At 69.4% G+C, this 22,291-nt stretch carries 25 protein-coding genes and 1 tRNA gene; 13 read left to right on the forward strand and 13 right to left on the reverse strand.

Annotated features, from left to right (window positions below; all coding sequences use genetic code 11):
- The first annotated feature begins 22 nt into the window (after positions 1-22).
- From ASD43_RS06050 to ASD43_RS17175, 3 genes are all read left to right on the forward strand, one after another.
- On the forward strand, positions 23-235 hold the full coding sequence (locus ASD43_RS06050; RefSeq protein WP_045252975.1) for a hypothetical protein: 213 nt from the start codon (positions 23-25) through the stop codon (positions 233-235).
- A 101-nt stretch (positions 236-336) separates the two neighbouring features.
- On the forward strand, positions 337-510 hold the full coding sequence (locus ASD43_RS06055; RefSeq protein WP_053098095.1) for a CsbD family protein: 174 nt from the start codon (positions 337-339) through the stop codon (positions 508-510).
- 103 nt (positions 511-613) lie between these two features.
- On the forward strand, positions 614-1,498 hold the full coding sequence (locus ASD43_RS17175; protein ID WP_157550848.1) for a hypothetical protein: 885 nt from the start codon (positions 614-616) through the stop codon (positions 1,496-1,498).
- A gap of 23 nt (positions 1,499-1,521) precedes the next feature.
- On the opposite strand, the gene ASD43_RS06065 is transcribed toward ASD43_RS17175, so the two are convergent.
- From ASD43_RS06065 to ASD43_RS06080, 4 genes are read right to left on the reverse strand one after another with little or no spacing between them, the layout of a single operon-like run.
- Entirely contained in the window at positions 1,522-2,145 is a 624-nt protein-coding gene (locus ASD43_RS06065) for an HD domain-containing protein (RefSeq protein ID WP_056414853.1), read from the reverse strand.
- A 53-nt stretch (positions 2,146-2,198) separates the two neighbouring features.
- A complete protein-coding gene (locus ASD43_RS06070) occupies positions 2,199-2,882 on the reverse strand; it encodes an SGNH/GDSL hydrolase family protein (protein WP_056414857.1) in 684 nt (227 codons plus the stop codon).
- A gap of 40 nt (positions 2,883-2,922) precedes the next feature.
- Positions 2,923-3,846, reverse strand: a complete 924-nt coding sequence (locus ASD43_RS06075) for a DUF1295 domain-containing protein (RefSeq protein ID WP_056414859.1) — start codon at positions 3,844-3,846, stop codon at positions 2,923-2,925.
- A gap of 17 nt (positions 3,847-3,863) precedes the next feature.
- Entirely contained in the window at positions 3,864-5,699 is a 1,836-nt protein-coding gene (locus ASD43_RS06080) for an AMP-dependent synthetase/ligase (RefSeq protein ID WP_056414862.1), read from the reverse strand.
- A 196-nt stretch (positions 5,700-5,895) separates the two neighbouring features.
- Here ASD43_RS06080 and ASD43_RS06085 point away from each other — a divergent pair, with 196 nt between their 5' ends.
- Both ASD43_RS06085 and ASD43_RS06090 read left to right on the forward strand, forming a co-directional pair.
- Positions 5,896-6,141 (forward strand): hypothetical protein, encoded by a 246-nt coding sequence (locus ASD43_RS06085; protein ID WP_056414865.1) that lies wholly within the window; start codon positions 5,896-5,898, stop codon positions 6,139-6,141.
- The gene (locus tag ASD43_RS06090) at positions 6,138-7,127 is read left to right on the forward strand and encodes an SRPBCC family protein (protein WP_056414868.1); all 990 of its coding nucleotides are present in this window, start codon (positions 6,138-6,140) and stop codon (positions 7,125-7,127) included. The genes ASD43_RS06085 and ASD43_RS06090 overlap by 4 nt, the downstream gene beginning before the upstream one ends.
- On the opposite strand, the gene ASD43_RS06095 is transcribed toward ASD43_RS06090, so the two are convergent.
- Complete coding sequence (locus ASD43_RS06095) at positions 7,108-8,397, reverse strand: FAD-dependent oxidoreductase (RefSeq protein ID WP_056414871.1); 1,290 nt, start codon at positions 8,395-8,397, stop codon at positions 7,108-7,110. The two genes, ASD43_RS06090 and ASD43_RS06095, sit on opposite strands and share 20 nt — an antisense overlap.
- Positions 8,398-8,511: 114 nt before the next feature.
- Positions 8,512-9,075: a TetR/AcrR family transcriptional regulator gene (locus ASD43_RS06100; protein ID WP_162247489.1), complete on the reverse strand. Its 564-nt coding sequence runs from the start codon at positions 9,073-9,075 to the stop codon at positions 8,512-8,514.
- Positions 9,076-9,151: 76 nt separating this feature from the next.
- Here ASD43_RS06100 and ASD43_RS06105 point away from each other — a divergent pair, with 76 nt between their 5' ends.
- Positions 9,152-10,291 carry a zinc-binding alcohol dehydrogenase family protein gene (locus tag ASD43_RS06105; protein ID WP_157550850.1) on the forward strand — a complete coding sequence of 380 codons (1,140 nt, stop codon included), beginning with the start codon at positions 9,152-9,154 and terminating at the stop codon, positions 10,289-10,291.
- Positions 10,292-10,366: 75 nt separating this feature from the next.
- Here the strand turns inward: ASD43_RS06105 and ASD43_RS06110 are convergent, their stop codons facing one another.
- Complete coding sequence (locus ASD43_RS06110) at positions 10,367-10,774, reverse strand: hypothetical protein (RefSeq protein ID WP_056414882.1); 408 nt, start codon at positions 10,772-10,774, stop codon at positions 10,367-10,369.
- A gap of 71 nt (positions 10,775-10,845) precedes the next feature.
- Entirely contained in the window at positions 10,846-11,718 is an 873-nt protein-coding gene (locus ASD43_RS06115; protein WP_056414884.1) for a helix-turn-helix transcriptional regulator, read from the reverse strand.
- A 76-nt stretch (positions 11,719-11,794) separates the two neighbouring features.
- Between ASD43_RS06115 and ASD43_RS06120 the strand changes: the two genes are divergently transcribed.
- Complete coding sequence (locus ASD43_RS06120) at positions 11,795-12,283, forward strand: DUF6301 family protein (RefSeq protein ID WP_056414886.1); 489 nt, start codon at positions 11,795-11,797, stop codon at positions 12,281-12,283.
- Between the two features lie 51 nt (positions 12,284-12,334).
- Here ASD43_RS06120 and ASD43_RS06125 read toward each other — a convergent pair.
- A tRNA-Gly gene (locus ASD43_RS06125) sits at positions 12,335-12,408 on the reverse strand.
- Positions 12,409-12,500: 92 nt separating this feature from the next.
- On the opposite strand from ASD43_RS06125, the gene dcd reads away from it, so the two are divergent.
- Together dcd and ASD43_RS06135 are read left to right on the forward strand one after the other, a co-directional pair.
- Positions 12,501-13,106, forward strand: a complete 606-nt coding sequence (gene dcd, locus ASD43_RS06130) for a dCTP deaminase (RefSeq protein ID WP_042536862.1) — start codon at positions 12,501-12,503, stop codon at positions 13,104-13,106.
- 1 nt (position 13,107) lies between these two features.
- A complete protein-coding gene (locus ASD43_RS06135) occupies positions 13,108-13,626 on the forward strand; it encodes a hypothetical protein (RefSeq protein WP_056414888.1) in 519 nt (172 codons plus the stop codon).
- Positions 13,627-13,770: 144 nt separating this feature from the next.
- On the opposite strand, the gene ASD43_RS06140 is transcribed toward ASD43_RS06135, so the two are convergent.
- Entirely contained in the window at positions 13,771-14,598 is an 828-nt protein-coding gene (locus tag ASD43_RS06140) for a MarR family winged helix-turn-helix transcriptional regulator (RefSeq protein WP_056414891.1), read from the reverse strand.
- Between the two features lie 105 nt (positions 14,599-14,703).
- Between ASD43_RS06140 and ASD43_RS17510 the strand changes: the two genes are divergently transcribed.
- From ASD43_RS17510 to ASD43_RS17515, 3 genes are all read left to right on the forward strand, one after another.
- Positions 14,704-15,264: a MarR family winged helix-turn-helix transcriptional regulator gene (locus ASD43_RS17510; RefSeq protein WP_235564047.1), complete on the forward strand. Its 561-nt coding sequence runs from the start codon at positions 14,704-14,706 to the stop codon at positions 15,262-15,264.
- A 198-nt stretch (positions 15,265-15,462) separates the two neighbouring features.
- The gene (locus tag ASD43_RS06150; protein WP_056414894.1) at positions 15,463-16,761 is read left to right on the forward strand and encodes an HNH endonuclease signature motif containing protein; all 1,299 of its coding nucleotides are present in this window, start codon (positions 15,463-15,465) and stop codon (positions 16,759-16,761) included.
- Between the two features lie 83 nt (positions 16,762-16,844).
- Positions 16,845-17,180, forward strand: a complete 336-nt coding sequence (locus ASD43_RS17515) for an HNH endonuclease signature motif containing protein (protein WP_268776168.1) — start codon at positions 16,845-16,847, stop codon at positions 17,178-17,180.
- A 141-nt stretch (positions 17,181-17,321) separates the two neighbouring features.
- Here the strand turns inward: ASD43_RS17515 and ASD43_RS06155 are convergent, their stop codons facing one another.
- From ASD43_RS06155 to ASD43_RS06165, 3 genes are all read right to left on the reverse strand, one after another.
- Positions 17,322-18,296 carry a cation diffusion facilitator family transporter gene (locus ASD43_RS06155; protein WP_157550853.1) on the reverse strand — a complete coding sequence of 325 codons (975 nt, stop codon included), beginning with the start codon at positions 18,294-18,296 and terminating at the stop codon, positions 17,322-17,324.
- Positions 18,297-18,425: 129 nt separating this feature from the next.
- Positions 18,426-19,862 (reverse strand): MFS transporter, encoded by a 1,437-nt coding sequence (locus tag ASD43_RS06160; RefSeq protein ID WP_056414897.1) that lies wholly within the window; start codon positions 19,860-19,862, stop codon positions 18,426-18,428.
- 86 nt (positions 19,863-19,948) lie between these two features.
- A complete protein-coding gene (locus ASD43_RS06165) occupies positions 19,949-20,824 on the reverse strand; it encodes a serine protein kinase RIO (protein WP_056414899.1) in 876 nt (291 codons plus the stop codon).
- Positions 20,825-21,081: 257 nt separating this feature from the next.
- On the opposite strand from ASD43_RS06165, the gene ASD43_RS06170 reads away from it, so the two are divergent.
- The gene (locus ASD43_RS06170; RefSeq protein WP_056414902.1) at positions 21,082-22,287 is read left to right on the forward strand and encodes an MFS transporter; all 1,206 of its coding nucleotides are present in this window, start codon (positions 21,082-21,084) and stop codon (positions 22,285-22,287) included.
- The last annotated feature ends 4 nt before the right edge of the window (positions 22,288-22,291 follow it).

Here is a 22,291-nt window from a genome sequence, read left to right on the forward strand (position 1 = left end):
GTCACCCAGGAAGAGAACCACCATGCGAAACAAGATCCTCCTCATCGGCGCCGTCGCCTTCGTCGCCTACATCCTGGGCAGTCGGGCCGCGACCGTGCAGATCGACAAGGGCGAGTCCGTCCGGCACCAGCTCGTGCGGATGTGGAACGACCCGAAGGCCAAGAAGGAGCGGGCCAAGGCCGCGAAGAAGGCCAAGAAGGCCGCGGAGAAGGCCCTCGACAAGGTGCGCCGCTGAGCGTCCGCACCCACCTGCTTATCGTCGGTCGCGAAGAGCACGACGATAAGACGCCGGGAATCCTCCCGTCGTCATCATCACCCTCACGAAAGGAGCTCCTCATGGGACTCGATGACAAGATCAAGAACGCCGCTCAGGACATCGCCGGCAAGGCGAAGGAAGCGATCGGCAACGCGACCGACAACGACAAGCTCGCCGCCGAAGGCAAGGCCGACCAGGTCAAGGCCGACGCGAAGAAGGCCGGCGAGAACGTGAAGGACGCGTTCAAGAAGTAAGACCCCCCCCGACGGGCGGGCGGAGCATTCGTGCTCCGTCCGCCCGTCGGTGCGTTCGCGGGCGGGTGGGGTCGCATGCGGGTCGTCGTGAGACGATGCGGGGATGAGTGCGCGAATGGATGCCGAATCCGAGCGAGAGCTGCGTGAGCTTCGTCTCCGTGCATACGGCCCCCGAGCCGACATCGCGGCGGACCCGGTGGCACTGCGCCGACTGGAGCAGCTCGAGGCCGCGCGCGCCGCAATACCCGACTCCGGCGTCGTCCCCGGCGTCGTCTCGGTCGATGCCCGTTCCGCGTCCGTCATCGCCGACGGTCGCGTCGAGGACCGAGCGGGCGACGATCTGCTCGACAGGCTCGGTGACGACTCGCTGTGGGACGACGATCCCACCGCCACACCCACCGCCACCGCCACCGCCACCGCCACCGCCGGCGGTCCGGGTCCGGCGGATGAGGCTGCGGGGCGGCCCGCACGCCTCGAGAGAAAGCACGCCGTGCTGTGGGTGGCGTCCGTGGTGGCATCCGCCGTCGCGGCCGCTCTCGTGACGTTCGCCGTGACCTCGCTGCAGTCGGTGTCGGTATCGTCGGGCGCCCCACAGGTCGACACCCTCCAGCTCACGCGCAACGGCTCGGTGCCGCCGAACTGGTTCGGTGCGGAGTCCGACGTCGCCAGCGCCGAGTTCGCCGGTCTGACGGTCTTCGAGAGTCCGGGGTGGGTCTCGGAGTCGGGGGATCGCGCGTCGGACAACCGCTGCCTCTCGGTCGCCAGGACCAGCGACCTGCCCGAGCAGGCTGAGGACGAGGGGGATTCGTACGTCGACGGCCCGGTCTACGGGTCGTGCGGCGTCGCGTCGTTCCCGACCGTGCTCGCCATACCGTTCAGCGACGAGCTGCCGGAGGAGCTGATCGAGCGGTATCCCTCGGGCGTCGCGATCCAGTTCATCCTCGACGGCGACCGCGTCGGGGTCTTCCTCGACTCGAGCGAGAAGTAGCCGCGGGCTCCACGCCCGGAAGCTCACCCGAGGGGATTCTGCTCCAGCTTGCGGACGACGCCGCCCTCGACGAGTCGGCGCGCGGCGGTGTGGGGCTTCCTGGCCGCCTGGTCGACGACCCCGGAGCCGAACTCGTCGGCGAGGTCGAGGCGGGGATACGCCTCGAGAACCTCACGGAGGAAGGCCTCGGGAAGCGCGTCGGGGCGCGCGCCGGAGATGTCGAGACCGGTCGCGATCTCGAGCAGGTACCCTTCGACGTCGACCGCGGGATCGACCGAGGGCCAATTGTGCCGCACGATCACCTCGAGCGCACGGGTGCCCCGCCGCTCGTCCCAGCCGGCGCCCCGGGTGAGCGCGACGGCGACATGGCCGCCGGCCTCCTCGTAGGAGCGGAGCACGTTGTCGAACTCCGGAGCCAGGCCGATGTCATGGAGCACGGCCGAGACGTAGAGCAGCTCATGGTCGACGTCGTGTCGGCCTTCGATGACGGCGAACGCCTCGGCCCACAGCCACGAACGCACGACATGGTTGACCATCGTCGGGGACTGATACTGCGTCGCGAGCGACAGGGCGGCGATCGCCGCGGGCGTGCGGGGCGCCTCGAACGAGTCGAGGTGCAGGGGCGGATGCGTCTCGTGCGCGCTCATGCCGGTCAGCGTATCGCTTCGGGGCCGCACCGCCCGCATGCTCGCACGCCGATCTAGAGCGGCGGATCGAGGGCGTCGAGCGCCGCATCCATCTCCTCGGCCATGTGACGGTATCCGATGTCGGAGGGATGCAGACCGTCCGACGCCATCCAGCTGTCCTCGGCGCCGGCGTGGTGCCCGTCGAGCCATCTGCTCGCACCGGGGATCCAGTCCGCATCGATCCCGTCGGCGGCATCCTCGACCCATCCGATGATCGTCTCCACCGACTCGGGGCGCTCGTCGGTGTACCAGAACGGCTCGACGACGATGATCCTCGCGTCGGGCAGGGCGTCGCGCAGCCGGCTGAGGTCGTCGGTGATGGTCGTGCGGATGAGCTCGGCGCGTCGGTCGTAGCTGAAGTTGTCGTTGAGCCCCATCGTCACGAAGACGATGTCGGGGTCCTGCGCGATGACGAGTTCGGGGAGGTCGTTCCCGTCGAAGTCGGAGCGGTGGTTGACGAACCCGAGTCCGTTCACGCTGGGGTTGAACTCCTGCCATCCGCGCTGCTCGCTGATGATCGTGGACCATCGGAGAGCCGGATCGCTCGCCCCGGTGCCCAGCGTGTACGAGTCCCCGTAGAACGCGACGACCGGCCCATCTCCCGGTGTCGGGGACGCATCCGGCACCGGCCCCGCACTGCAGGCGGTGAGCCCGAGGGCGAGGGCGGCGAGCGAGGCGAGCGATCGGATGCGGCGCATGGTGGTTGTTCGTCACCGACCCCGGGCCGGATGGCGGCTGCTAGGCCGCGGCCCGCCGCACCGTCGGACGGGTGAGCCGCGGGATCAGCGAGGGAGTGCTCTCGCGGTACTCGATGTAGTCCGCCCTGTCCCCCCACTTCTTCTCGGCACGCGCCTCGAGCAGCGGGATGCCGCTGACGCGGGTGAGCAGCAGGATCACGAACAGCGGCGACAGCACGGCCACCCACTGCCAGCCGGTGAGCACGGGGGCCGCGGTCACGAAGACGCCGACCCAGATCACGATCTCGCCGAAGTAGTTGGGGTGCCGCGAGCGCGACCACAGGCCGGTGCGGATGAATTCGTCCTTGTTCTTCGGGTCGGCGCGGAACGCGGACTTCTGCGCGTCGGCGACGATCTCGATCACCATGCCGAGCACCCAGACGACGATGCCCACGACGGTGAGCCATCCGATGGGTGCGCGGTTCGCGGCGTCCGTGCTGATCGCGATCCAGGCGGCGGCGGCCGTGATCGACACCCAGGCCCCCTGGATGACCCAGACCTGCAGGAAACGCACGGGCGATCCCTTGATCTCGTCGAAGCGCCCGTCGGACCCTGCCTTGTGCACGCGCATGGCGAGGAAGGATCCGAGACGCGCGGCCCACAGGGCGACCATCACCGCGAGGATCCAGCTGCGCGCGTCGGGCATGGGCGTCAGCAGCACGAGGGCCACCGAGATCGCGAGGAACGTGAGGCTGCCGGTGAGGTCGAAGAAGCGCTCGGTGCGCAGGAGCACGGCCGGGATGAAGGCGAGGATCTGGATCACGTAGGCCGCCGCCACCGCGAGGGCGAAGAGCGGGATTCCGCCGAGCATCGCGCCGTTCTGGCTGCCGGCGAGCGCGACGAGCGCCCCGATGACGAGAGCGACGATGATGGCGATCAGCGAGGCGCGCGACGACTTGGTTTCGGTGGGCGTCGGTGAGGACATGGTGTTCTTCCTGTTTCTCAGAGGTAGAGGTCTTCGACGGTGACGGATGCGCGATCCAGGACGACGCTCCGTCGGAGTTTCATGGTGGGGGTGACGATCCCGCGGTCCTCGAGGTCGGCGAGGATCACGCTGAACCGGCGCACCTGCTCGCTCCGGGCCACCAGTGCGTTGGCGGCGTCGACGGATGCCTGCAGCCGCGCGCGCAGAGTGGGATCCGTGACCGCGCGGAGGTCGGGCTCGGCCAGGGGCGGGATGTCGGCGCCCGTGGTGCGCGCCCACTCCTGCGTCTGCTCCGGATCGAGCACCAGCAGCGCGGAGAGGTACGGCTTGCCCTCGCCTACCATCACCGCGTGGGAGATGAGCGGATCCGCCTCGACGGCGCTCTCCCAGCGGGTCGGCACGATCGTCTTGCCGTTGGAGGTGACGATGACGTCTTTGAGTCGTCCGTCGAGGATCAGTCTGCCCTGGTCGTCGAGTCGGCCGAGGTCGCCGGTGCGGAAGAATCCGTCGACGAAGGCGCCCTCGTCGTGGGCGGGATTGCGGTATCCGCCGAAGACGCCGAGGCCGCGGGCGAGCACCTCCCCGTCGTCGCTGATGCGCACCGTGAGGCCGGGGAGCGGCGAACCGACGCTGCCCGAGGCGATGCGTCCTGGCAGGTTGCCGGTGAGCGGTGCCGTGGTCTCGGTCAGGCCGTATCCCTCGATGACGGGGACGCCGATGCCGCGGAAGAAGAGCGACAGCTCGGGGTCGAGTGCGGCGCCGCCGGAGAGCATGTAGCCGACGCGTCCGCCCATCACCGCGCGCAGGCGGCGGTAGAACAGCGCGTCGAAGAACCGGTGGCGCAGACGCAGGGCGAGGTCGTTCGCGGGGTGCGCGGCGGCGTCGATCCGCTCGGCGCGGCGGCCCCACGCGATCGCCGTCTCCCTTGCCGTGGTCCAGACGCCTGCGAGGCCCTTGTCGGCGGCCTTGGCGGCGGCGGCCGCCTGGATCTTCTCCAGCACCCGGGGGACGACGACGAGGAAGGTCGGTCGCAGGGTGTCGAGGGTCGCGACGACGGTCGACGGGTCGGCGAGGTGGGCGATCCGCATGCCGCTGGCCAGGCAGATCAGCTGCAGGCCGCGGGCCAGCACATGAGCGAGCGGGAGGAAGATCACGGTGTTGCCGGCGTCGTTGACGATTTCGCGGTAGGCCGCGGCGATGTTCAGCACCTGTCCGAGGAAGTTCCGATGCGTCAGCACGACGCCCTTCGGCTCGCCCGTGGTGCCGGAGGTGTAGACGATCGTCGCCGGGTCGTCCTGGGTGGCCGATGCCCGGCGGGCCTCGAGGTCGGCATCCGAGACGTCGACTCCGAGCGCGACGAGGTCGGCGAGGGGTGCGGATGCGGCGGCATCCATCGTCCACACGCCGAGGGGGTCGCCACCGGCCTCCGTGAGTGCCGACTGCAGCAGCGCCGTGTGCGAGGCCGTGCCGCCGATCGCCAGACGCACCCCTGCGTCGGCGACGATGGCGTTCACCTGCGACGGCGAGGACGTCTCGTAGATCGGCACGACGACGGCACCGGCGAACCAGGATGCGAGATCGGCGACGGCCCACTCGTAGCGGGTGGGGGCCATGATCGCGATCGGGTCGCCCGCCTGCACGCCGCGGGCGATGAACCCCTTGGCCAGTGCGCGCACCTCATCCGAGAACGCCCGAGTGGTGACCGGCCGCCAGGGGGCGGTGCTGCCGGCATCCGCCCTCTCGACCTCGAAGGCCACGTGTTCCGGCGCGGTCTGCGCACGCGCGACCAGGAGGTCGGTGATGTTCCGGTAGGTGTCGAGGACTGCCAGCGGCGGGGTCGATGATTCGATCATCGGTATGTTCCTCTCGGTCGGACGGGGCGGCTCGGGGCGTGACGGCGGTCCTCGGTCGAGCGGACGAAAGGAGTATGCGGGCGCGCGCATGCACCACCATCTTCTCCTGTTCGGAGCCCCCGCCGATTCGGATGGGACCGCGTGCCGCGAGCAACCTCGGTTGACAGGACGCCGTCTAGCAACGTAGGTTGACAGCATGGAGTCATCACAGATCGCCGCGACCGCGGCGGACCTCAGCGATCCGCGAGCGGGGCTGCGCGCCGTGGCGACGCTGCGCGCGCTGGCCGACACCCTCGAGCTGCGTCAGGTCGAGGCGGGGCTGCGCGCGGGAATGACCTGGCAGGACATCGCCGACGCGCTCGGCGTGACCCGTCAGGCCGCCCACAAGAAGCACGCCAGGCGGGTCGACCCCGCCATCCAGATCCCCAGGAGGAACGCATGACCAGGTTCGCTCGAGCAGCTCACACCAGCCACTCGCTCTCGGTCGCCGCCATGGAGGAGGCCTCCCGCTCGGGACTCCGCACGGCCGACATCGAGCATCTTCTGCTCGCCCTCATCATCAACGACCAGTCAGCGGGGCGGATGCTGCGCGGCGCAGGCCTCGACATCGACGCGGCCCGCCGCGCCGTCGAGGACCAGCACGCCGCGCACCTGGCCGAGCTGGGCATCGAGGCGTCGTTCCCGGGGGCGGGGCAGATCGTGTTCCCTCAGACCGAGGGATACGAATGGAGCACCCGCGCCTCCGACCTGCTCATCCGCGCCAGCGGCAGAGGCAAGTCGGGCGACGCGGCGGCGGTGCTCCGTGAACTCCTGGTCGAGCCCAGCGGGTTGATCGACGGCATCCTGGCGCGCATCGGAACATCTGCGCAGGCTCTGCTCGAGCAGCTCGACGAGCTCGGCGCCGACGACACGACGACGCCGCTCACGGCGGTGAAGCGGCACGGCCGTGCGGCGGGATCGATCGAGACGTTCGTCTCCGCGCCGGTGGGCGACGTCGGTGCCTTCCTCATCGATCCCGCCCGGATCCCCGACTGGCATCCGGGCGTGGGGTCCCTCGAGCTCGGCGAGCAGGAGGTCGCCGTCGGCGAGGTCTGGGAAGGGCTCGCGCCCACGCAGCGTCTGAACGGGGATCCTCTGACACGCAAGCCCGAACTCCGTCGTCGCCGCATCACCCTGGAGTCGGCGCATCTGCCGGACAGCGTCGCGTGGAGCTTCGCCTACCCCGATGCGCCGAAGAACAGCCCGGTTCTGATGGAGTTCACGCTGGCCGGCACGACGGGCGGAACGCAGGTCCACACGACGATGTCCTGGGCGCGGCGCGGCGGATGGCGCGGAATCGTGGCTCTGCCCATGCGTCCGCTGCAGAAGTTCATGCTGTGGATCATGCTGGCCCAGACGAGCGCCGCGATCAGCCGTTCGTTCCGCTGATCCCCGCGTCGACCAGGATCGCCCGCGCGGCGCGCTCGCCGGAGGCCAGGGCCCCCTGGATCGACGCGGTGTCCTGATGGTCGCCCGCGATGTACAGACGCTCGGAATGGCGCGGCGATCGCGGGGGTCCGAGGGGAGCCAGCTGGGCCGGGAGGGCGTCGACGATGTCGTCGCGCCGGATCACCTCCCAGGCGCTGACGTCGGCGCCCCAGATCTGTGCGAGGTGATGGCGGACATCGTTCTCCTCCGCGGCGCCGGTGGTGCCGCCGCCGCCCGGCAGCAGGCAGGTCGCGGCGATGAGGTGGCGTCCGGCGGGAGCGTAAGAGGGCACGGTGTGGGTCATCACGACCGTGTTCACCACGGGCCCGCGGCCCCGCCCGTCGACGGTGAGCAGCGCTGACGGGCTGGGCGGCTCTGCCGCGGCGAACCACCAGGTCTGCAGCCCGTTCGTCGCGGGTGAGGGACGCCCCGTGAGGTCGGTCACGGCATCGGGGCCGACCGCGACGACCACCCGAGCCGCGCGGACGGGGTCGCCGTCGACGACTCCGACCTCGATGCCGGTGCCGGTGTTGCGGGCGCGGCCTTCGGACGACAGGCGTTCGGCGGCCGTGCCCAGCCGAATGGTGGCGCCGGCGGCGCGTGCGCGTGCCGCGAGCTGTTCGGGGACGGCGGCGATCCCCTGTGCCGGCAGTCCGGGGCGGCCGAGCGCGAAGTACCGCGCGAGCAGCCGGGCGAACGCGTTCGACGTGTCGCCGCGACCCTCCGCCAGCACGCCGGCGAGGAACGGCTCGAGCACGGCGGTGCGCAGCGGGCCGTGGAGCCCGGCCGCATCCCATCCTTCCCTCAGCGGGATGTCGTCCTGCGCGAGGCGGGAGAGCGGACGCACGAGTGCCGGCGCCGCCCAGCGCGCCAGCGCGACGGCATCCGGCAGGGTCACCAGTCCGCTGCGCAGCGAGGTGACGATCGACAGCGGATGCCGCAGCGGATGCCGCAGCGCGGCCAGGCCCTGCGCCGTGCGCACCTGCACCCCCACCGGAAAGCTCCCCATCGCCAGGACGTCGAGATCGACGCTGCGGCGGAGCGCCGGGTAGGCGGGGTTGAGCACCTGGAAGCCGCGATCCAGCCGGAACCCGTCGACGATGTCGGTGCGCTGGCGTCCCCCGACGGCGTCGCCGGCCTCGAGCACGACGACATCGAGTCCGTGGGCTGTGAGCAGCTGTGCGCAGCGGAGTCCCGCGAGCCCGGCGCCGATCACGATCACGTCATGCACGGGGTACGGCTCCGGGGGTCTGCATCAGGCGCGTCGGCTGCATGGCACCAGCGTACGACGGGAGGGGAGAGGCGGACGCGTCCGTCGGGGCGATGCACTCCAGGTGCGGCAGTGTCACCCGGTGAGGGAGGTCCGCATGTCGTTCCACACCGACGCCAGGCAGTCCTCGAGCGGCACGTCGGCGGGCCCCTCCAGCCATCTGCCCACCGCGAGATCGAAGCAGGTGACGGCGACGGCTGCCAGCGTCCGAGCGCGCTCAGGGTCGATGCCGCGTCGGTGCAGAGACTCTTCGATGGCGCGGGCGAGGTAGTGACTGCGGAGAAGATCACGCTCGAGCAGTGCAGGCTCGCTGTGGACGATGCTGCGCCGACGCGCCATCTGCTCCCGCCAGTCCTGCACACCCCGGCACGCGGCTGCAAGGCCGGCGCGCACGGTGTCCGTCCCGTCGCTCTCCGACGGGACGGATGCCATGAAGGCGCTCACCGCCTGGGGGAACTCGCGATCTCGGAGGAACAGCACGTCCCGCTTGTCGGAGAAGTGTCGAAAGAACGTCCGTGTGGTCAGGCCTGCCGCCTCGGCGATCTGCGGAACCGTGGTTCCTCCGTACCCCTGTTCGGTGAACAGGGCCATCGCTGCAGCTTCCAGCCGCAGTGCGGCATCCGGGGACCATCGAGGCATAGAGCCATGATGACACGAACTGTCGTAAGATCGATTATGACGGCATGAGATGTCATCAGGATCGGGGAGTGGACGAGTGAGCGACAACACTGCGGCGTGGATCGATTCTCCGTACGCGGATCTGACGATCCGAGAGGCCCCCATGCCGAAGCCCGGGCCGGGGCAGCTGCTGGTGGAGGTGCGCGCGGTGGCGGCGAATCCGCTCGATGCGATCATCCAGTCCAACGGCACCGTCATGTACGGGTGGCTGCGGTACCCGGTCATCCTCGGCGAGGACGTCGCGGGCGTCGTCGTCGAGATCGGTGCCGACGTGGACGCCTTCGCCGTCGGGGATCGCGTCGTGGCGTACGCGATGGGTCTGGAGAAGGGGCGGGACGCGGTCTCCGAGAGCGGCTTCCAGGCCTACGTCGCCGTCGACGCCGGCTTGGCCGCCGCCCTGCCGGCGGCTACCGCCTTCGAAGATGCCGCCGTCCTGCCTCTGGCGGTGTCCACAGCGGCGGCCGGTCTGTTCGAGAGCGACCAGCTGGCGCTGGACTACTCCCGTGTCGGGAAGGAGGCGGCCCGCGACGAGGTCGTCGTGGTGTGGGGTGGCGCGACGGCCGTCGGTGGCAACGCGATCCAACTCGCCCGCGCAGCCGGGTACCGGGTCATCACGACGGCGTCTGCGAAGAATCACGACCGGATGAGGCAGTTGGGGGCAGAGGCCGTCTTCGACTACCGCGACCCGCAGGCCGTCGATCAGATCGTCCGCGAGGTCGGCGGTTCCGCGGTGGCGGGGATCCTCGCCGTCGCGGTGGGGTCCGCCGAGCCCTGTCTGCGGATCGCGCGCGGGACCGGTGCCACGAAGATCGCGATGGCGAGTCCTCCCGTCTCGTTCTACGAGCAACCGCGCCGCCGCGGCCTCTCCTTCGCCCGCATCCGCCTCTTCCTGGAACTCGGAACGCGAACCGCGTTCCTGCAGGTGCGCAGCCGCGCTCACGGCATCAGGGCCTCGTTCATCTGGGGGAGCGCCATCGCCACCTCTCCCGTGGGGCCGGCCATCTGGGGCGCCTACCTCCCCGCAGCGCTCGCATCCGGCGAGCACCGTCTCTACCCGGAAGCCCGCATCGCGGGACACGGCCTTCCGGACATCCAGAAGGCCATGGACGCCCTTCGCCGCGGCGTGTCCGCGCAGAAGCTCGTCATCACCCTCGATCGGGCAGCGAGGGGATCCTGACCGATCCACGGAGCCCGCGCAGAATCACACCGCAGGACCGTCGGCGCGAAGACACGCGAAGGGTGTGCGCGGAGATCAGCGGCCTGCGCCCGAGGTCTTCTGCTGTCCGCCGTCGCGCGGAAGCAGCTCGAACGGGAGGCCTTTCGACACCGCCCTCGCGTACCGGACGAGGGAGGCGGGTGGCAGATCCACCAGAGGTCCGCAGATGTGGAAGGCCGCGATGATCGCTCCGAGGTCGTCGCCTCGGCGGGTGCTGCGGAACCGTCGATCCGCCTCGTGGACGTTCGCCGCGGCGACCCGCACGATCTCCTGCCACTCCCGCTCGTCGAAGGACTCCGGGGGCACGGACCAGGCTCGCGGGGTGTTCACGGCCGAGCGAGTGGCCTGCTTCCCGCGGTGCGCAGCTGTGGCGTCGACGTTCACGGCCACCTCCCCCTTCGTGATCCCGTGCGCGGAGTGCAGCTCCGATGTTGCGATGATCACGCATCAGCGCGCCCGAGGGTGTGCTGTGCAACATCTCGGTCTGCGCCCGCGCAACACACAGGCCGCGGCTCTCAGCGTTCGGCGAGGGCTCGGCGCATCCGGCGCACCGTGCCGAATCCCGACTGCTCGGCGGCGGCTCGCTCCGTCACCCCCTGATCGAGAAGAGCCGAGGCGTTCGCGATGCGGGTTCGTCGCAGGTAGCCGGAGGGGTTGTCGCCGTTCGCCTGGAACGAGCGGAAGAGGTGTGAACGGGAGACGCCCAGTTCGCGGGCGACGGTCTCCACCGTCGTCGCAGGATCGGCGGCCTGCGCGATGATGAAGGCCACGGCGTCGAGATGGATCTGATCGCCCGGTCGGCTCTCGTGCTTCTCGAAGCGGAGATCGCTGGCTGCGGCGATCGCCGCGACGAGCTCGGTGATCGCCCTCTCGACGTGGGTGAATGCGGCGTCCGAGGGAGGGACGGGGCGAGAGAAGATGGCGTTCGTCAGACTCAGGAACAGGGCGAGGTAGTCGGGTGACGCTTGTCCTGTCCTGACGATCACGCCATCGGCGAGGTTGTATCCGCCGAGCACGACGAGGGAGCACACGACGGCGGTCGCGCTGTCTATGAAGGTGAGGCTCTCGGGGCGGACGAGGATGACACCCCCTTCGGGGACGACGCTGACCGTCGTGCTCGTTCCGACCGTCAGCTCGCCCTCGGTGACGACGAGGAGCATCAGGCGCTCCTCCGCCACCTGTCGGGGGGCCGGCGCGAAGGTGAACCTGGCTGGAGGGTGCCAGAAGCGGGAGACGATGAAGTCCCGGCTCTTGAGAAGATCTCCCGCGAAGCTGAAGTCATCGGTGGGCGGTGTGAGTTCCCACCCCGTCAACGCAAGGAGGTCGCGAGCGGCTCCGGCTCGGAGGTTGAACCTTCGGTTCTCGTAGACGGCGGGGAAGATCTGCATCCGGGTCGCCTTCCTGCGCGTCGGGTGAAACGAGCTTAGCCAGGTGTCTGATCCTCGGGATCGATAGGATCGCCGGATGACCGCACTCGCCAGGGCCACGGACGCGCAGATCGATGCCCTCTGCGATGCCTTCACGTCGGTATCGTGGCCGCTCGGCCGCGACGACTTCAAGACGCTCGCAGAGCGCCTCGGGTGGCAGTTCGCGTTGGAGACGTCGAGCGGCATCCAGCACCGTTCGGGGTATCCCGTGAATCTGCCGACCGTTCGCTCGCTCGTGGCGGGGGACGCAGTGTCCCAGGTCACGGTCGCGGTCTCCGATAAGAGCGACGACGCCGAGGGGCTGCAGAGTGCTGCGCACGAGCTGCGGGCGGCGCTGGGCGAGCGCCTCGGTGAGCCCTCCGGCTCCGATGGTGCAGGTCACCACTGGGAACTGGGCAACGGCGGCAGGATCCGGCTCACGAGGGTGCCCAGGAAGGTGCTGCTCGTCGTCCAGGATCAGCGGTTCGCCGAGGTGGAGCGAGTAGAGGAACGCCTGGGCATCGACCCCGGCCGCACGCCGGCATAGGGGCTGACAGTGCCTGATTCCGGGTCGGAACAGCGCTGGACGTGGCGCATGTGGAGGGGCTGACGGGAATCGAACCCGCGCTATCTGCTTGGGAAGCAGAAGTTCTGCCATTGAACTACAGCCCCGCACCTGCATCCGAAGAGCAGGTGACGCCAGCCTACCCGCACGATCCGTCACGACCAAAGTGCGGGACGGGTGTGGCAACTAGGCTGGGGCCGTGCTTCTCAGCGACCGCGACATCAGAGCAGAACTCGCATCCGGCCACATCGGTCTGGATCCGCACGAGCCGGAGATGATCCAGCCGTCGAGCATCGACGTGCGCCTGGACCGCTACTTCCGCCTCTTCGACAACCACAAGTATCCGTTCATCGATCCCTCGGTCGATCAGCCGGAGCTCACGCGGTTGATCGAGGTCGACCCCGACGAGCCGTTCATCCTGCACCCGGGCGAGTTCGCCCTCGGCGCGACCTTCGAGCAGGTCTCGCTCGCAGATGACATCGCGGCACGCCTCGAGGGCAAGTCGTCGCTGGGGCGGCTGGGCCTCATCACCCACTCGACCGCAGGATTCATCGATCCGGGATTCACCGGCCACGTCACGCTGGAGCTCGCGAACGTCGCCACGTTGCCGATCAAGCTGTGGCCCGGCATGAAGATCGGCCAGCTGTGCTTCTTCCGGCTGACCTCGCCGGCCGAGAACCCCTACGGATCCGGCCCCTACGGCAACCGTTACCAGGGACAGCGCGGACCCACGGCATCCCGCTCGTTCCAGAACTTCCACAAGACCGACGTCGGGACGACCGACGTCGGAGCCGTAGGAGGCTGACATGAGCGGCGACGACAGCGACCGGCAGATTCCGATGGACCCGCGGGATGCTGTCGTCCCGCCGCCGCCCGCGGAGGGCGCGGTTCCGGATGTCGTGATCCCGCCGCCTCCGCCGGAGTCGTCTGTTCCGGATGTCGTGATCCCGCCGCCTCCGCCGGAGTCGTCCGTTCCGGATGTGGTGATCCCGCCGCCTCCGCCGGAGTCGTCTGTTCCGGATGTCGTGATCCCGCCGCCCCCTCCGGAGGCGATGCTTCCCGCGACCCGCAGGTCGCGGCCGAAGCCGGCGATCCTCACCGGCGACCAGCCTGCTCCGGTCGCGGACGACTGGGCGCAGCCGTCGGTGGCTCCCGAGGTCCCGACATCCGGCGGATATCGTGCGCTGACCTTCGTGATCTTCGCTTTCCTGGTGGTCATCCTGGTCGCGGCGATCGTCGGCGCGATCTACCTCGGCACGACGACCTTCGGGATGTCGGCCGGTGTCGGGCCCGCGCTCTCCGCCGCCGCGCCCTGGCTCGGGTGACCTGGTCCGGCGTCGAGATGGTGCTGATGTCCTGCCATGGACGATCGGCCGGATGCCGGGTGCGCGCGTTCGACGGATGGATGCAGACGCAGCAAGGCCCCGCCTGACCGGGGTCAGGCGGGGCACTCCTGTGAACGGATGCGGTCAGGCGTCGCGACCTCGGGAGAACCCGGCGTCGAAGCCGCGCTCGTAGGCGTGCTGCGCCGCGCCGGCGGTGCGGTGGTCACCGCGGTTGTGGCCGTGATCAGGACCGAAGCCGTGGCCGCGGTGGTCGCCGTGCCCGTGGCCGCCGCGCTCGTGGCCGCCGCGCTCGTCGGTGAGGCGGTCGTGCCCGCGGTGTCCGTGGTGCGCGCAGGTGCGGCCGGCGGAGTCCGAGTCGGCGCCGAACTCGGCATCCGCACCGTGCTCATGCCCGTACTCGCGACCCTGACCGAAGTCCGAGCCGACGTCGCGACCGGGTCCGAACGGGCGGCCGTGGCGACGGCCGAAGCCGGGACCGAAGCCGTGCCCGCGTCCGAACCTGCGAGGTTCGAAGCCGCGGCGACGGCCGCGTCCTCGGGGGAGCGGAGTCTCCTCGTCCCAGCCGAACGCGCGAGCGATCTGCTCGAGTGTGGCGAGGGTGGTGTCGAGGTCGTCGGGTGAGACGGCGTCGGTGACCTTGGCGCGGATGCCGTCGACGATGCCGAGGAGGCGTTCCTTGGCTGCGCGACCGTCGGAGGTGAGCGTCCAGCCGTCGCCGTCGGCGACGACCCATCCGCGCTCCACGAGATCGTGCAGTTTGTGGGCGTTCAGCGTGCGGCGCGCGGGCACCGAACCGTCGATCACGTTGAGGATCCGCCAGTCGCGGCGGCTCGCCTGCTCGCTCTCGAAGGCCGAGGCGAACTCGGCGGCCATCAGGCGGTCGACAGCCGTGATCCAGAAGCCGAACGGGCGGGAGGTGCTGTCTGTGTTCTGAGTGTCAGAGGTGTTCATGGGATGAGTCCTTAGATGTCATTGAGCATGTGCTTGTCACTATGCATGTATATGTAGTGTGACATGCAGTTCGGATGCATGTCAAGTCGCATGTAAAATCGACGGGTGAGCGCCGAAGAGAACGACCCCGCCGAGGCCATCGCCCGCGCCCTGTCCCGCCTGCGCGGACGTCGTCCGGGCGAACGCGGTCGAGGCCCCCGCGGGATGGGTGCGACGCGCGGGTGGCACGGTGGCCCGCATCCCGACCACTTCGAGCAAGGCGTGCACGATCACGGTCGCTCGGGACATCCCGGCATGCCGCCGTGGATGAACGATCCGTCCGGGCGCTTCGGGGGACCGGCTCGGATGCGGATGCTCGAGGCGCTCGCCGCGGCATCCGCACCGCTGAGCGTGAGCGACCTCGGCGCGGCGATCGGTGTCGATCAGCCGCGCGCCTCGCGGCTCGTGCAACAGGGGGTCGCGCACGGGTTCGTGCGGCGCGAGGCGGATCCGGACGACGCGCGACGCACGCGCATCGCGCTCACGGACGAGGGGCGCACGGCTGCGCGCGGAATGAGGGGGGAGCGGCGCGAGGCTCTCGGCAAGGCGCTCGCGGCGTTCACCGCGGACGAGCGGGAGCAGCTCGCGATGCTGTTGAACAAGCTCGCCGACAACTGGGAGAGCTGAGCGCTCGATCCGGCGCCGGAGCCGCGGCCTGGGCGAGGGCGGTCTGGATCGTTGGAGACCTGTGCCGGGGGCGACGTGCAGCGTTCGTGATCGGCATTCCGGAAAGCTGCTGCGGTGTTCCGGAATATGCTTCTGATCTGGCCGAAAAGTGCTCGAATCAGTGGTTCGAATGTCGGTGGCCGCGGGTTGTATGGGGGCATGCCATCCCGCACTCGCAGCCTTGTCGATCAGGTCGTCGCCGACCTCGATCGGGTGCTGTCCGATGACGCGCTCGCGGGATTGTCCGACGCGGAACGGGTCGAGGTCCTGCAGGCGGCCGGAGCAGCGTTCCGGCGCGTCGAGGCCGTCGTGGTCGAGACGATCGCCAGTGGTGATGCGATCGACTTCCCGCATTCCACCGGATGCCGCACGCAGAACGAACTGCTCCAGCGCACCCTGCTGACAGACATGCGCGGAGCGACGCGCGTCGGGGCTGCCGTCGACCTGGTTCGACGGGATGTGAACCTGGTGTCCGGCGATCGGCTGCCCGCGCGGTGGCCGGCGCTGCGAGAGGCGATGCTCGACGGCGCGCTCAGCATCGCGGGGATGCTCGCCGCGACCGAGCCGCTCGAGAAGGTGTCGCACCGCATCAGCGTCGATGATCGGCTCGACGCCGACATCTGCCTCGCGCGTGCGGCGCGAGGCATCAGACCCGACCCCGAGGCCGGCCCAGACGATGAGGTTCAGGGCCCGGCACCCACGATCGACGAGCTGAAGCTCCTTGCAGAGACGCTGGCCGTGCTGCTCGACCCCGATGGAGACGAGCCCGGCGATGAGCCTGCGCGTCGTCGGGGCATCACCCTCGGCCAGGTGCGCGATGGGCTGCGTTCCATCAAGGGATATCTGACGCCCGATGTCGCCGCGCAGTTCGAGCTGATCCTCGATGCGATGAACAACCCCAAGGGCGACGGCCCGCCTCTGCCGGGTGTGGTGTTCACTGTCGATTCTGACGACGGCGATGCTGACGACGGCGATGCTGTAGACGGCGATGCTGAAGACGGCGATGCTGAAGAGGACCCGTACAACTCCGATCCGCGCTGCGTCATCGACGACCGCACGCCCGCACAGAAGCGACATGACGCGCTCGCCGCGGCATTGGCGATCGCTGCCCGTCACCGAGACATGCCCACCCTCGGTGGCGCCGCACCGGTCCTGGTGGTGACGGTCGATGCGAACGACCTCGCCGAGGGCACCGGGCGCGCGAGCATCGGCGGCGCCTGGGGACAGCTGCCCGTGAGCGTCGCTGCCCATGTCGGGTGCTCGGGGACGATTCAGCGGGTGATGTTCGATGAGGGGCGGATCATTGCGATCACGACCACCGATCGGGTCTTCACGGTGCATCAACGGCGGGCGATCATCGCTCGCGACAAGGAATGTCTGATCCCGGGGGGTCATGTTCCGGCGTCATGGTGTGAGATTCATCACGTGATCGAGCACGCGAAGGGTGGCGCTTCGTGAATGTCGGCCGCGGCAGCAGCGTGGACGAAACCGCGTTNGAGGGGCGGATCATTGCGATCACGACCACCGATCGGGTCTTCACGGTGCATCAACGGCGGGCGATCATCGCTCGCGACAAGGAATGTCTGATCCCGGGGTGTCATGTTCCGGCGTCATGGTGTGAGATTCATCACGTGATCGAGCACGCGAAGGGTGGTCCGACACATACGGACAACGGTGTGCCGTTGTGCTGGTGGCATCACCGATCTCTCGGGAAGTCCGGGTGGGAGATCCGCATGAACGACGGTGTCCCCCAGGTGCGAGGGCCGGCGTGGTGGGACCCCGACCAACGATGGCGCACCCCGAGACTCAGCGGTGCAGAGCGGGTACGAAGGGCGAGTAGCGCGCAGAAGGCTCCGGTCTTCGCGCGGGCCGGATGATGCGGCTACGGCTACGGCTACGGCTACGGCTACGGCTACGGCTACGGCTACGGCTACGGCTACGGCTACGGCTACGGCTACGGCTACGGCTACGGCTAGCTACGGCTACGGCTACGGCTACGACTACGGCTACGACTACGGCTACGGCTGGGCACCCGCGGTTGCATTCGTTCCTGCGGCCGCGTCGGTTCCGACCGCTGCGTCGGTGCCGAAGGCGAGCGATTCCTCGTCGTCGACGGAGAGCGAGAGCACGACGGTCTCGACCACCGGGTGCGCCTCGATCTGCTGTTCGATCTCGCGCAGGCGCCGGGCCACGTCGTGTTCGCGGGCGTCGCCGGCGAGATCCACCTCGGCGACGATGAACAGCCGGTTCGGCCCGACGTACTCGATGTGCAGGTAGGTGAGGCGCTGGATCTGCGGCGATCCGAGCAGCGCCCGGCCGACTCGCTCGCGCAGCGCGGGCGATGCGTTCGATCCGACGAGGAAGGCGATGTTGCGCCCGATCAGGATCACGGCGACGATCCCCAGCAGGATGCCGACGAGGATCGACCCCACGGCATCCCAGGCGGCGACTCCCGTGATCTGATGCATCGCGATCGCCCCCGCGGCGAGCACGAGACCGATCAGCGCGGCCGCGTCCTCGAAGAACACCGCACGCAACGTCGTGTCGCTGGTGTCGAGCACGTAGTCCCAGGTCGACGATCCCCGCTCCTGCGCGAGACGCCGCGACTTCACCATCGCCTGCGTGAACGATGCCCCCTCGAGCACGAAGGCGATGCCGAGCACCGCGTACGCGACGACGGGGCTCTCGACCGGTCCCGTCTCGGACAGCTCCTGCACCCCGTGCATGATCGACACGATCGATCCCGCGGTGAAGATCCCGAACGCGGCGATCAGCGACCAGACGAACGCGGCGCGACCATACCCGAGCGGATGCCGCTCGTCCTTTGCGCGCGCGCCGCGGCGGTCGGCGATGAGCAGGAAGACCTCGTTGCCGGCATCCGCCCACGAGTGCGCGGCCTCGGCCACCATCGATGCCGACGACGTGAGCACGGCGGCGACCGTCTTGGCGATCGCGACGAGGATGTTGGCGAGGAAGGCGATGATGACCGTCACGCGGTCAGGCTACTCCCGCCCGAGCATCGGCCGGCGCGTCACCCCGAGCGACGCGGATCGCCTCGCCCGGCGGGACGCGGATCGCCTCGCCCGGCGGGACGCGGATCGCCAAGCCCGGCGGGACGAGGGTCAGGCGCGCTGCGTGGCTCTGACCGGCAGCAGCAGCAGGAAGCCCGCGATGAGCACCAGCACGATGCCCAGGATGCCGAAGGCGGTCGAGCCCGTCAGCACGATGAGCAGGGTCCAGGCACCGGATGCCATCCAGCTCGCGGCTCTGCCCGTCGTGGCGTACAGGCCGAAGATCTCACCCTCGCGTCCGGCCGGGGTGATGCGGGCCAGGAACGACCGCGACGCCGCCTGCGCGGGTCCGACGAACGCGCACAGCAGCAGGCCGCCGATCCAGAACACGATCGCTCCTGCGTCCACCAGGAAGAACACCGCGAGCCCCGCGACGACCATGGCTGCGAGGGAGATGAGGATGATCCGCTTCGGGCCGAACCGGTCGTCGTAGCGTCCGGCGATGATGGTCGAGACGCCCGCGATGAGGTTCGCCGCGATGCCGAAGATCACGAGCTCGAGGAACTCGAAGTCGAACACCTGCCCGGCGATGATCGCGCCGAACGCGAAGACGCCGCCGAGGCCGTCGCGGAACACGGCGCTCGACAGCAGGAACCAGAACGTCTGACGGGTGTCGGGGTTGCGGTAGAGGCCGACGACGTCCCTGACGAGAAGACCGTACGACGCGAAGAAGCCGACCTTGCGCTCGGGGCGTCCGAGCGACGGCTCCGGCACGTTGAGGAAGATCGGGATCGAGAACACGATCGCCCAGATGGCGCATCCGAGCGCGATGATCCGGAAAGGCAGTCCGCCGTCTTCGGAGAGGCCGAACCAGTCGGCCATGTAGAAGATGATCACGAGCACCAGCGCGATGATGCCGCCGATGTAGCCGAAACCCCAGCCGAGACCCGAGATGCGGCCGACGGTCTTCGGGTTCGCGATGCCGATGAGCATGGCGTTCGAGTTCACCGCGGCGATCTCGCCGAACACCGATCCCGCCGAGATCAGGGCCACGCCGAGCCAGAACAGCGCGGGCGTCGGTTCGACGAACCACAGCCCGAGCATGCAGGCGATGAGGGCACCCGTGCCGATGCCGAGCCAGAGCTTCTGCTTGCCGGCGGCATCCGCGCGCTGGCCCAGCACCGGTGCGATCAGGAGGATCGCGATGCCGGCGATCGTCGAGCCGAGACCCAGTCCCGACGCCAGGTCGGCCTCTGCCGCGGTGCGGATCGGGTCTGCGGAGTCGAGCCCGGCGACCTCGGGCGGCAGGAACGCCTCGGTCGTGAGGTACAGCGCGGTGAAGATGAAGGTGAGGATGACCGTGTTGAAGGGTTGCGTCGCCCAGTCCCACAGCGCCCACGAGAAGACCTGCTTCCGCGGGGCGGGGTCGTCGCCGCGAAGGTCGAGGCCGATCACGCCGACCGCACCGCTGTTCGCCGTCGCTGCGGGCTCCGCTGCGGGCTCCGCTGCGGGCTCCGCTGCGGCGCCGCCGTGGGGGGATTCGCTCATGCTCGCAGTCTGGCCGCGCGGGGTGAACGGATGGTGACGGCGCGCCGCGCGGCAGCGCGCGTTCCCCCCTCCCCCCCGGCCGGGACTCACGCGTATGACGCCGCGAGCATCTCGGCGAAGAGCTCCTCCGCATCGCGCTCGACGCGGCGACGGGTGAACCAGTCGCAGATGTTGACGCAGTCGCGGTGCAGCAGATCCAGGCCCTGCGGATTGGCGATGATGTCGACGATCTGCGGCAGGTCGATCACCCGCACCCGGCCCCGGTGCACGAGCAGGTTGTAGGCCGAGAGGTCTCCGTGCGCGAAGCCTGCCGCCGCGAAGATCCGCATGAGGTCGACCACCTGTTCGTAGAGGCCCGACAGCTCGTCGGGCGCGCTGCGCACGGCGGCGAGCCGGGGTGCGGCGACACCGTCCGTGTCGCCGATGAACTCCATCAGCAGCTCCGTGCCGTTGACCTGCACGGGGTAGGGCACCGGCGCCCCGAGTTCCCACATGCGGCACAGAGCGTCGAACTCGGCGAACGACCATTGCAGCGCCGCGACCGCGCGGCCGTGCTCGGACTTCTTGGCGAGCGCACGCGTGTCGCGCGTGTTCCGGGTCGAGCGGCCCTCGGTGTAGACGCCGGATCGGTGGAAGCTGCTGTGGTCGGAATCGCGATAGCGCTTCGCGGCCAGGAGGGTGCGTCGGCCGGGATCATACGGCACCGCGCGTTCGAGAAGGAAGACGTCGGCCTCCTTGCCGGTCTTGAGGATGCCGAGCTCGGTGTCGAGCGCACCGGCGCTGGTCACCACCCAGTCCGGCCACGGCTGCGGGCCGCGCTCCGACGGGGTGATCGCCGGCCAGGTGGTCCAGCGCTGGTTCTCGCCGGGTTCGACATCGGCGAAGGAGGGAACGGATTCGAAGGGAGACGCGTCGAAGAGACGCGGGGACGGTGCTTCTGACGAAGCGGAGAGATCAGACACGGTGTGGCTCCGAGGGAGGGGAGGCCACGCGCGGATCAGGAGCGGGCGGCCTCGAGGGGAAGGATGTCGGCGAGGGTCACGACAGAGACGATGTTCATGTCATCCACTCCTCTCGCTCGGGCCTTCCGGGATCACCCGGCGCGTGGTCGAGCCTAGGGCGCGCGGACGGAAGCTGTCCAGACCCGGTCCGGACGAATGGTCGGATGCCGCAGACGCCGCGTCGGGCGCCGACCCTCTGTGGCTGCGAACCTGGAACCATGACGACGACCGCGCCCGTTCCCACGACCACCGCCCCCACCGAGCGGATCCGCTACGGCGGCCTCATCGTGCTGATGCTGATGGGATTCCTGCTCGTCACCGCGGAGTTCCTGCCCAACGGCGTGCTCACCGAGATGGCCGATGCCCTCGGAGTCACCCCCGGCCAGGCGGGGCAGACGGTCACGGTCACCGCGCTCGTCGGTCTGATCGTCGCCCCGACCGTCGGCCTCATGTTCCCCCGACTCGACCGCCGCTCGCTGCTCGTCTGGATGGCGCTCGCCGCGGCGGTGTCGAACCTCATCGTGGCGATCGCGCCGAACCTGATCATCGTGCTGCTCGCCCGATTCCTCCTCGGCGCGGCGATCAGCGCCTTCTGGGCGATGTCGATCACGGTCGCCGCCCGGCTCGCGGGTCCCTCGCATCTCGGACGCGGTGTCATGTTCACCTCGGCCGGTGTCTCGCTGGCCACGGTCGCGGGTGTTCCGCTCGGTGTGATGCTCAGCGAGGTCGTGGACTGGCAGACGGTCTTCGCGATCGCCGGCGTGCTCATGGTCCTGCTGGCGGTGGCGCTGCGATTCCTGCTGCCGTCCGTCCCCGCCGAGCAGGCGTCGAGCATCCGTCTGCTCGTCGACACCCTGCGTCGTCCCGGCATCGGACTCGGCATGGTCGGACACGTGCTCGTCGTTCTCGGCCACTTCCTGGCCTACACGTACGTGCGGCTCGCGCTCGAACGCATCCCGGAGGTCGAGCCGTCGACCATCATCGTGCTTCTCGCTCTGTTCGGGGTCGGTGGTCTCGCCGGCAACCTCGGGCTCGGATTCGTCATCGACCGCACGTTCGCGTTCTTCGCGGTGCTCGCACCGCTCGTGATCTCGGTATCGGTGCTCTCGATGATCTTCCTGTCGGGATCGGTGCTCGGCATCGGCATCGTCGTGCTCGTGTGGGGGTTCTTCTTCTCGTCATGGCTGCTCGTGATCAACACGTGGGTCGGTCACCGCACGCCCGACCGTCTCGAGGCCGGCGGCAGCCTGGTCGTCGTCGGATTCCAGGGGGCGATCACACTGGCCGCGGGCGTGGGCGGCCTGCTCGTCGACACTCTCGACGTCGAGTTCGTCTACGTTCTCGGCGCGATCTCGCTGCTGGTCGGCGCCGTGCTGTTCGGGCTGTCGAATCGCACGAGCACGGCAGCGGCCGCGCTCACCTGAGTCG

The sequence above is a fragment of the Microbacterium sp. Root553 genome (assembly GCF_001426995.1).
GTDB lineage: Bacteria > Actinomycetota > Actinomycetes > Actinomycetales > Microbacteriaceae > Microbacterium.

Bases quoted from the DNA above. Each gene is read 5' to 3' on its own strand.
- ASD43_RS06050 (WP_045252975.1), top strand. From the start codon at position 23: ATGCGAAACAAGATCCTCCTCATCGGCGCCGTCGCCTTCGTCGCCTAC.
- ASD43_RS06055 (WP_053098095.1), top strand. From the start codon at position 337: ATGGGACTCGATGACAAGATCAAGAACGCCGCTCAGGACATCGCCGGC.
- ASD43_RS17175 (WP_157550848.1), top strand. From the start codon at position 614: ATGAGTGCGCGAATGGATGCCGAATCCGAGCGAGAGCTGCGTGAGCTT.
- ASD43_RS06065 (WP_056414853.1), bottom strand. From the start codon at position 2,145: ATGAGCGCGCACGAGACGCATCCGCCCCTGCACCTCGACTCGTTCGAG.
- ASD43_RS06070 (WP_056414857.1), bottom strand. From the start codon at position 2,882: ATGCGCCGCATCCGATCGCTCGCCTCGCTCGCCGCCCTCGCCCTCGGG.
- ASD43_RS06075 (WP_056414859.1), bottom strand. From the start codon at position 3,846: ATGTCCTCACCGACGCCCACCGAAACCAAGTCGTCGCGCGCCTCGCTG.
- ASD43_RS06080 (WP_056414862.1), bottom strand. From the start codon at position 5,699: ATGATCGAATCATCGACCCCGCCGCTGGCAGTCCTCGACACCTACCGG.
- ASD43_RS06085 (WP_056414865.1), top strand. From the start codon at position 5,896: ATGGAGTCATCACAGATCGCCGCGACCGCGGCGGACCTCAGCGATCCG.
- ASD43_RS06090 (WP_056414868.1), top strand. From the start codon at position 6,138: ATGACCAGGTTCGCTCGAGCAGCTCACACCAGCCACTCGCTCTCGGTC.
- ASD43_RS06100 (WP_162247489.1), bottom strand. From the start codon at position 9,075: ATGCCTCGATGGTCCCCGGATGCCGCACTGCGGCTGGAAGCTGCAGCG.
- ASD43_RS06115 (WP_056414884.1), bottom strand. From the start codon at position 11,718: ATGCAGATCTTCCCCGCCGTCTACGAGAACCGAAGGTTCAACCTCCGA.
- ASD43_RS06120 (WP_056414886.1), top strand. From the start codon at position 11,795: ATGACCGCACTCGCCAGGGCCACGGACGCGCAGATCGATGCCCTCTGC.
- ASD43_RS06135 (WP_056414888.1), top strand. From the start codon at position 13,108: ATGAGCGGCGACGACAGCGACCGGCAGATTCCGATGGACCCGCGGGAT.
- ASD43_RS06140 (WP_056414891.1), bottom strand. From the start codon at position 14,598: ATGAACACCTCTGACACTCAGAACACAGACAGCACCTCCCGCCCGTTC.
- ASD43_RS06150 (WP_056414894.1), top strand. From the start codon at position 15,463: ATGCCATCCCGCACTCGCAGCCTTGTCGATCAGGTCGTCGCCGACCTC.
- ASD43_RS06160 (WP_056414897.1), bottom strand. From the start codon at position 19,862: ATGAGCGAATCCCCCCACGGCGGCGCCGCAGCGGAGCCCGCAGCGGAG.
- ASD43_RS06170 (WP_056414902.1), top strand. From the start codon at position 21,082: ATGACGACGACCGCGCCCGTTCCCACGACCACCGCCCCCACCGAGCGG.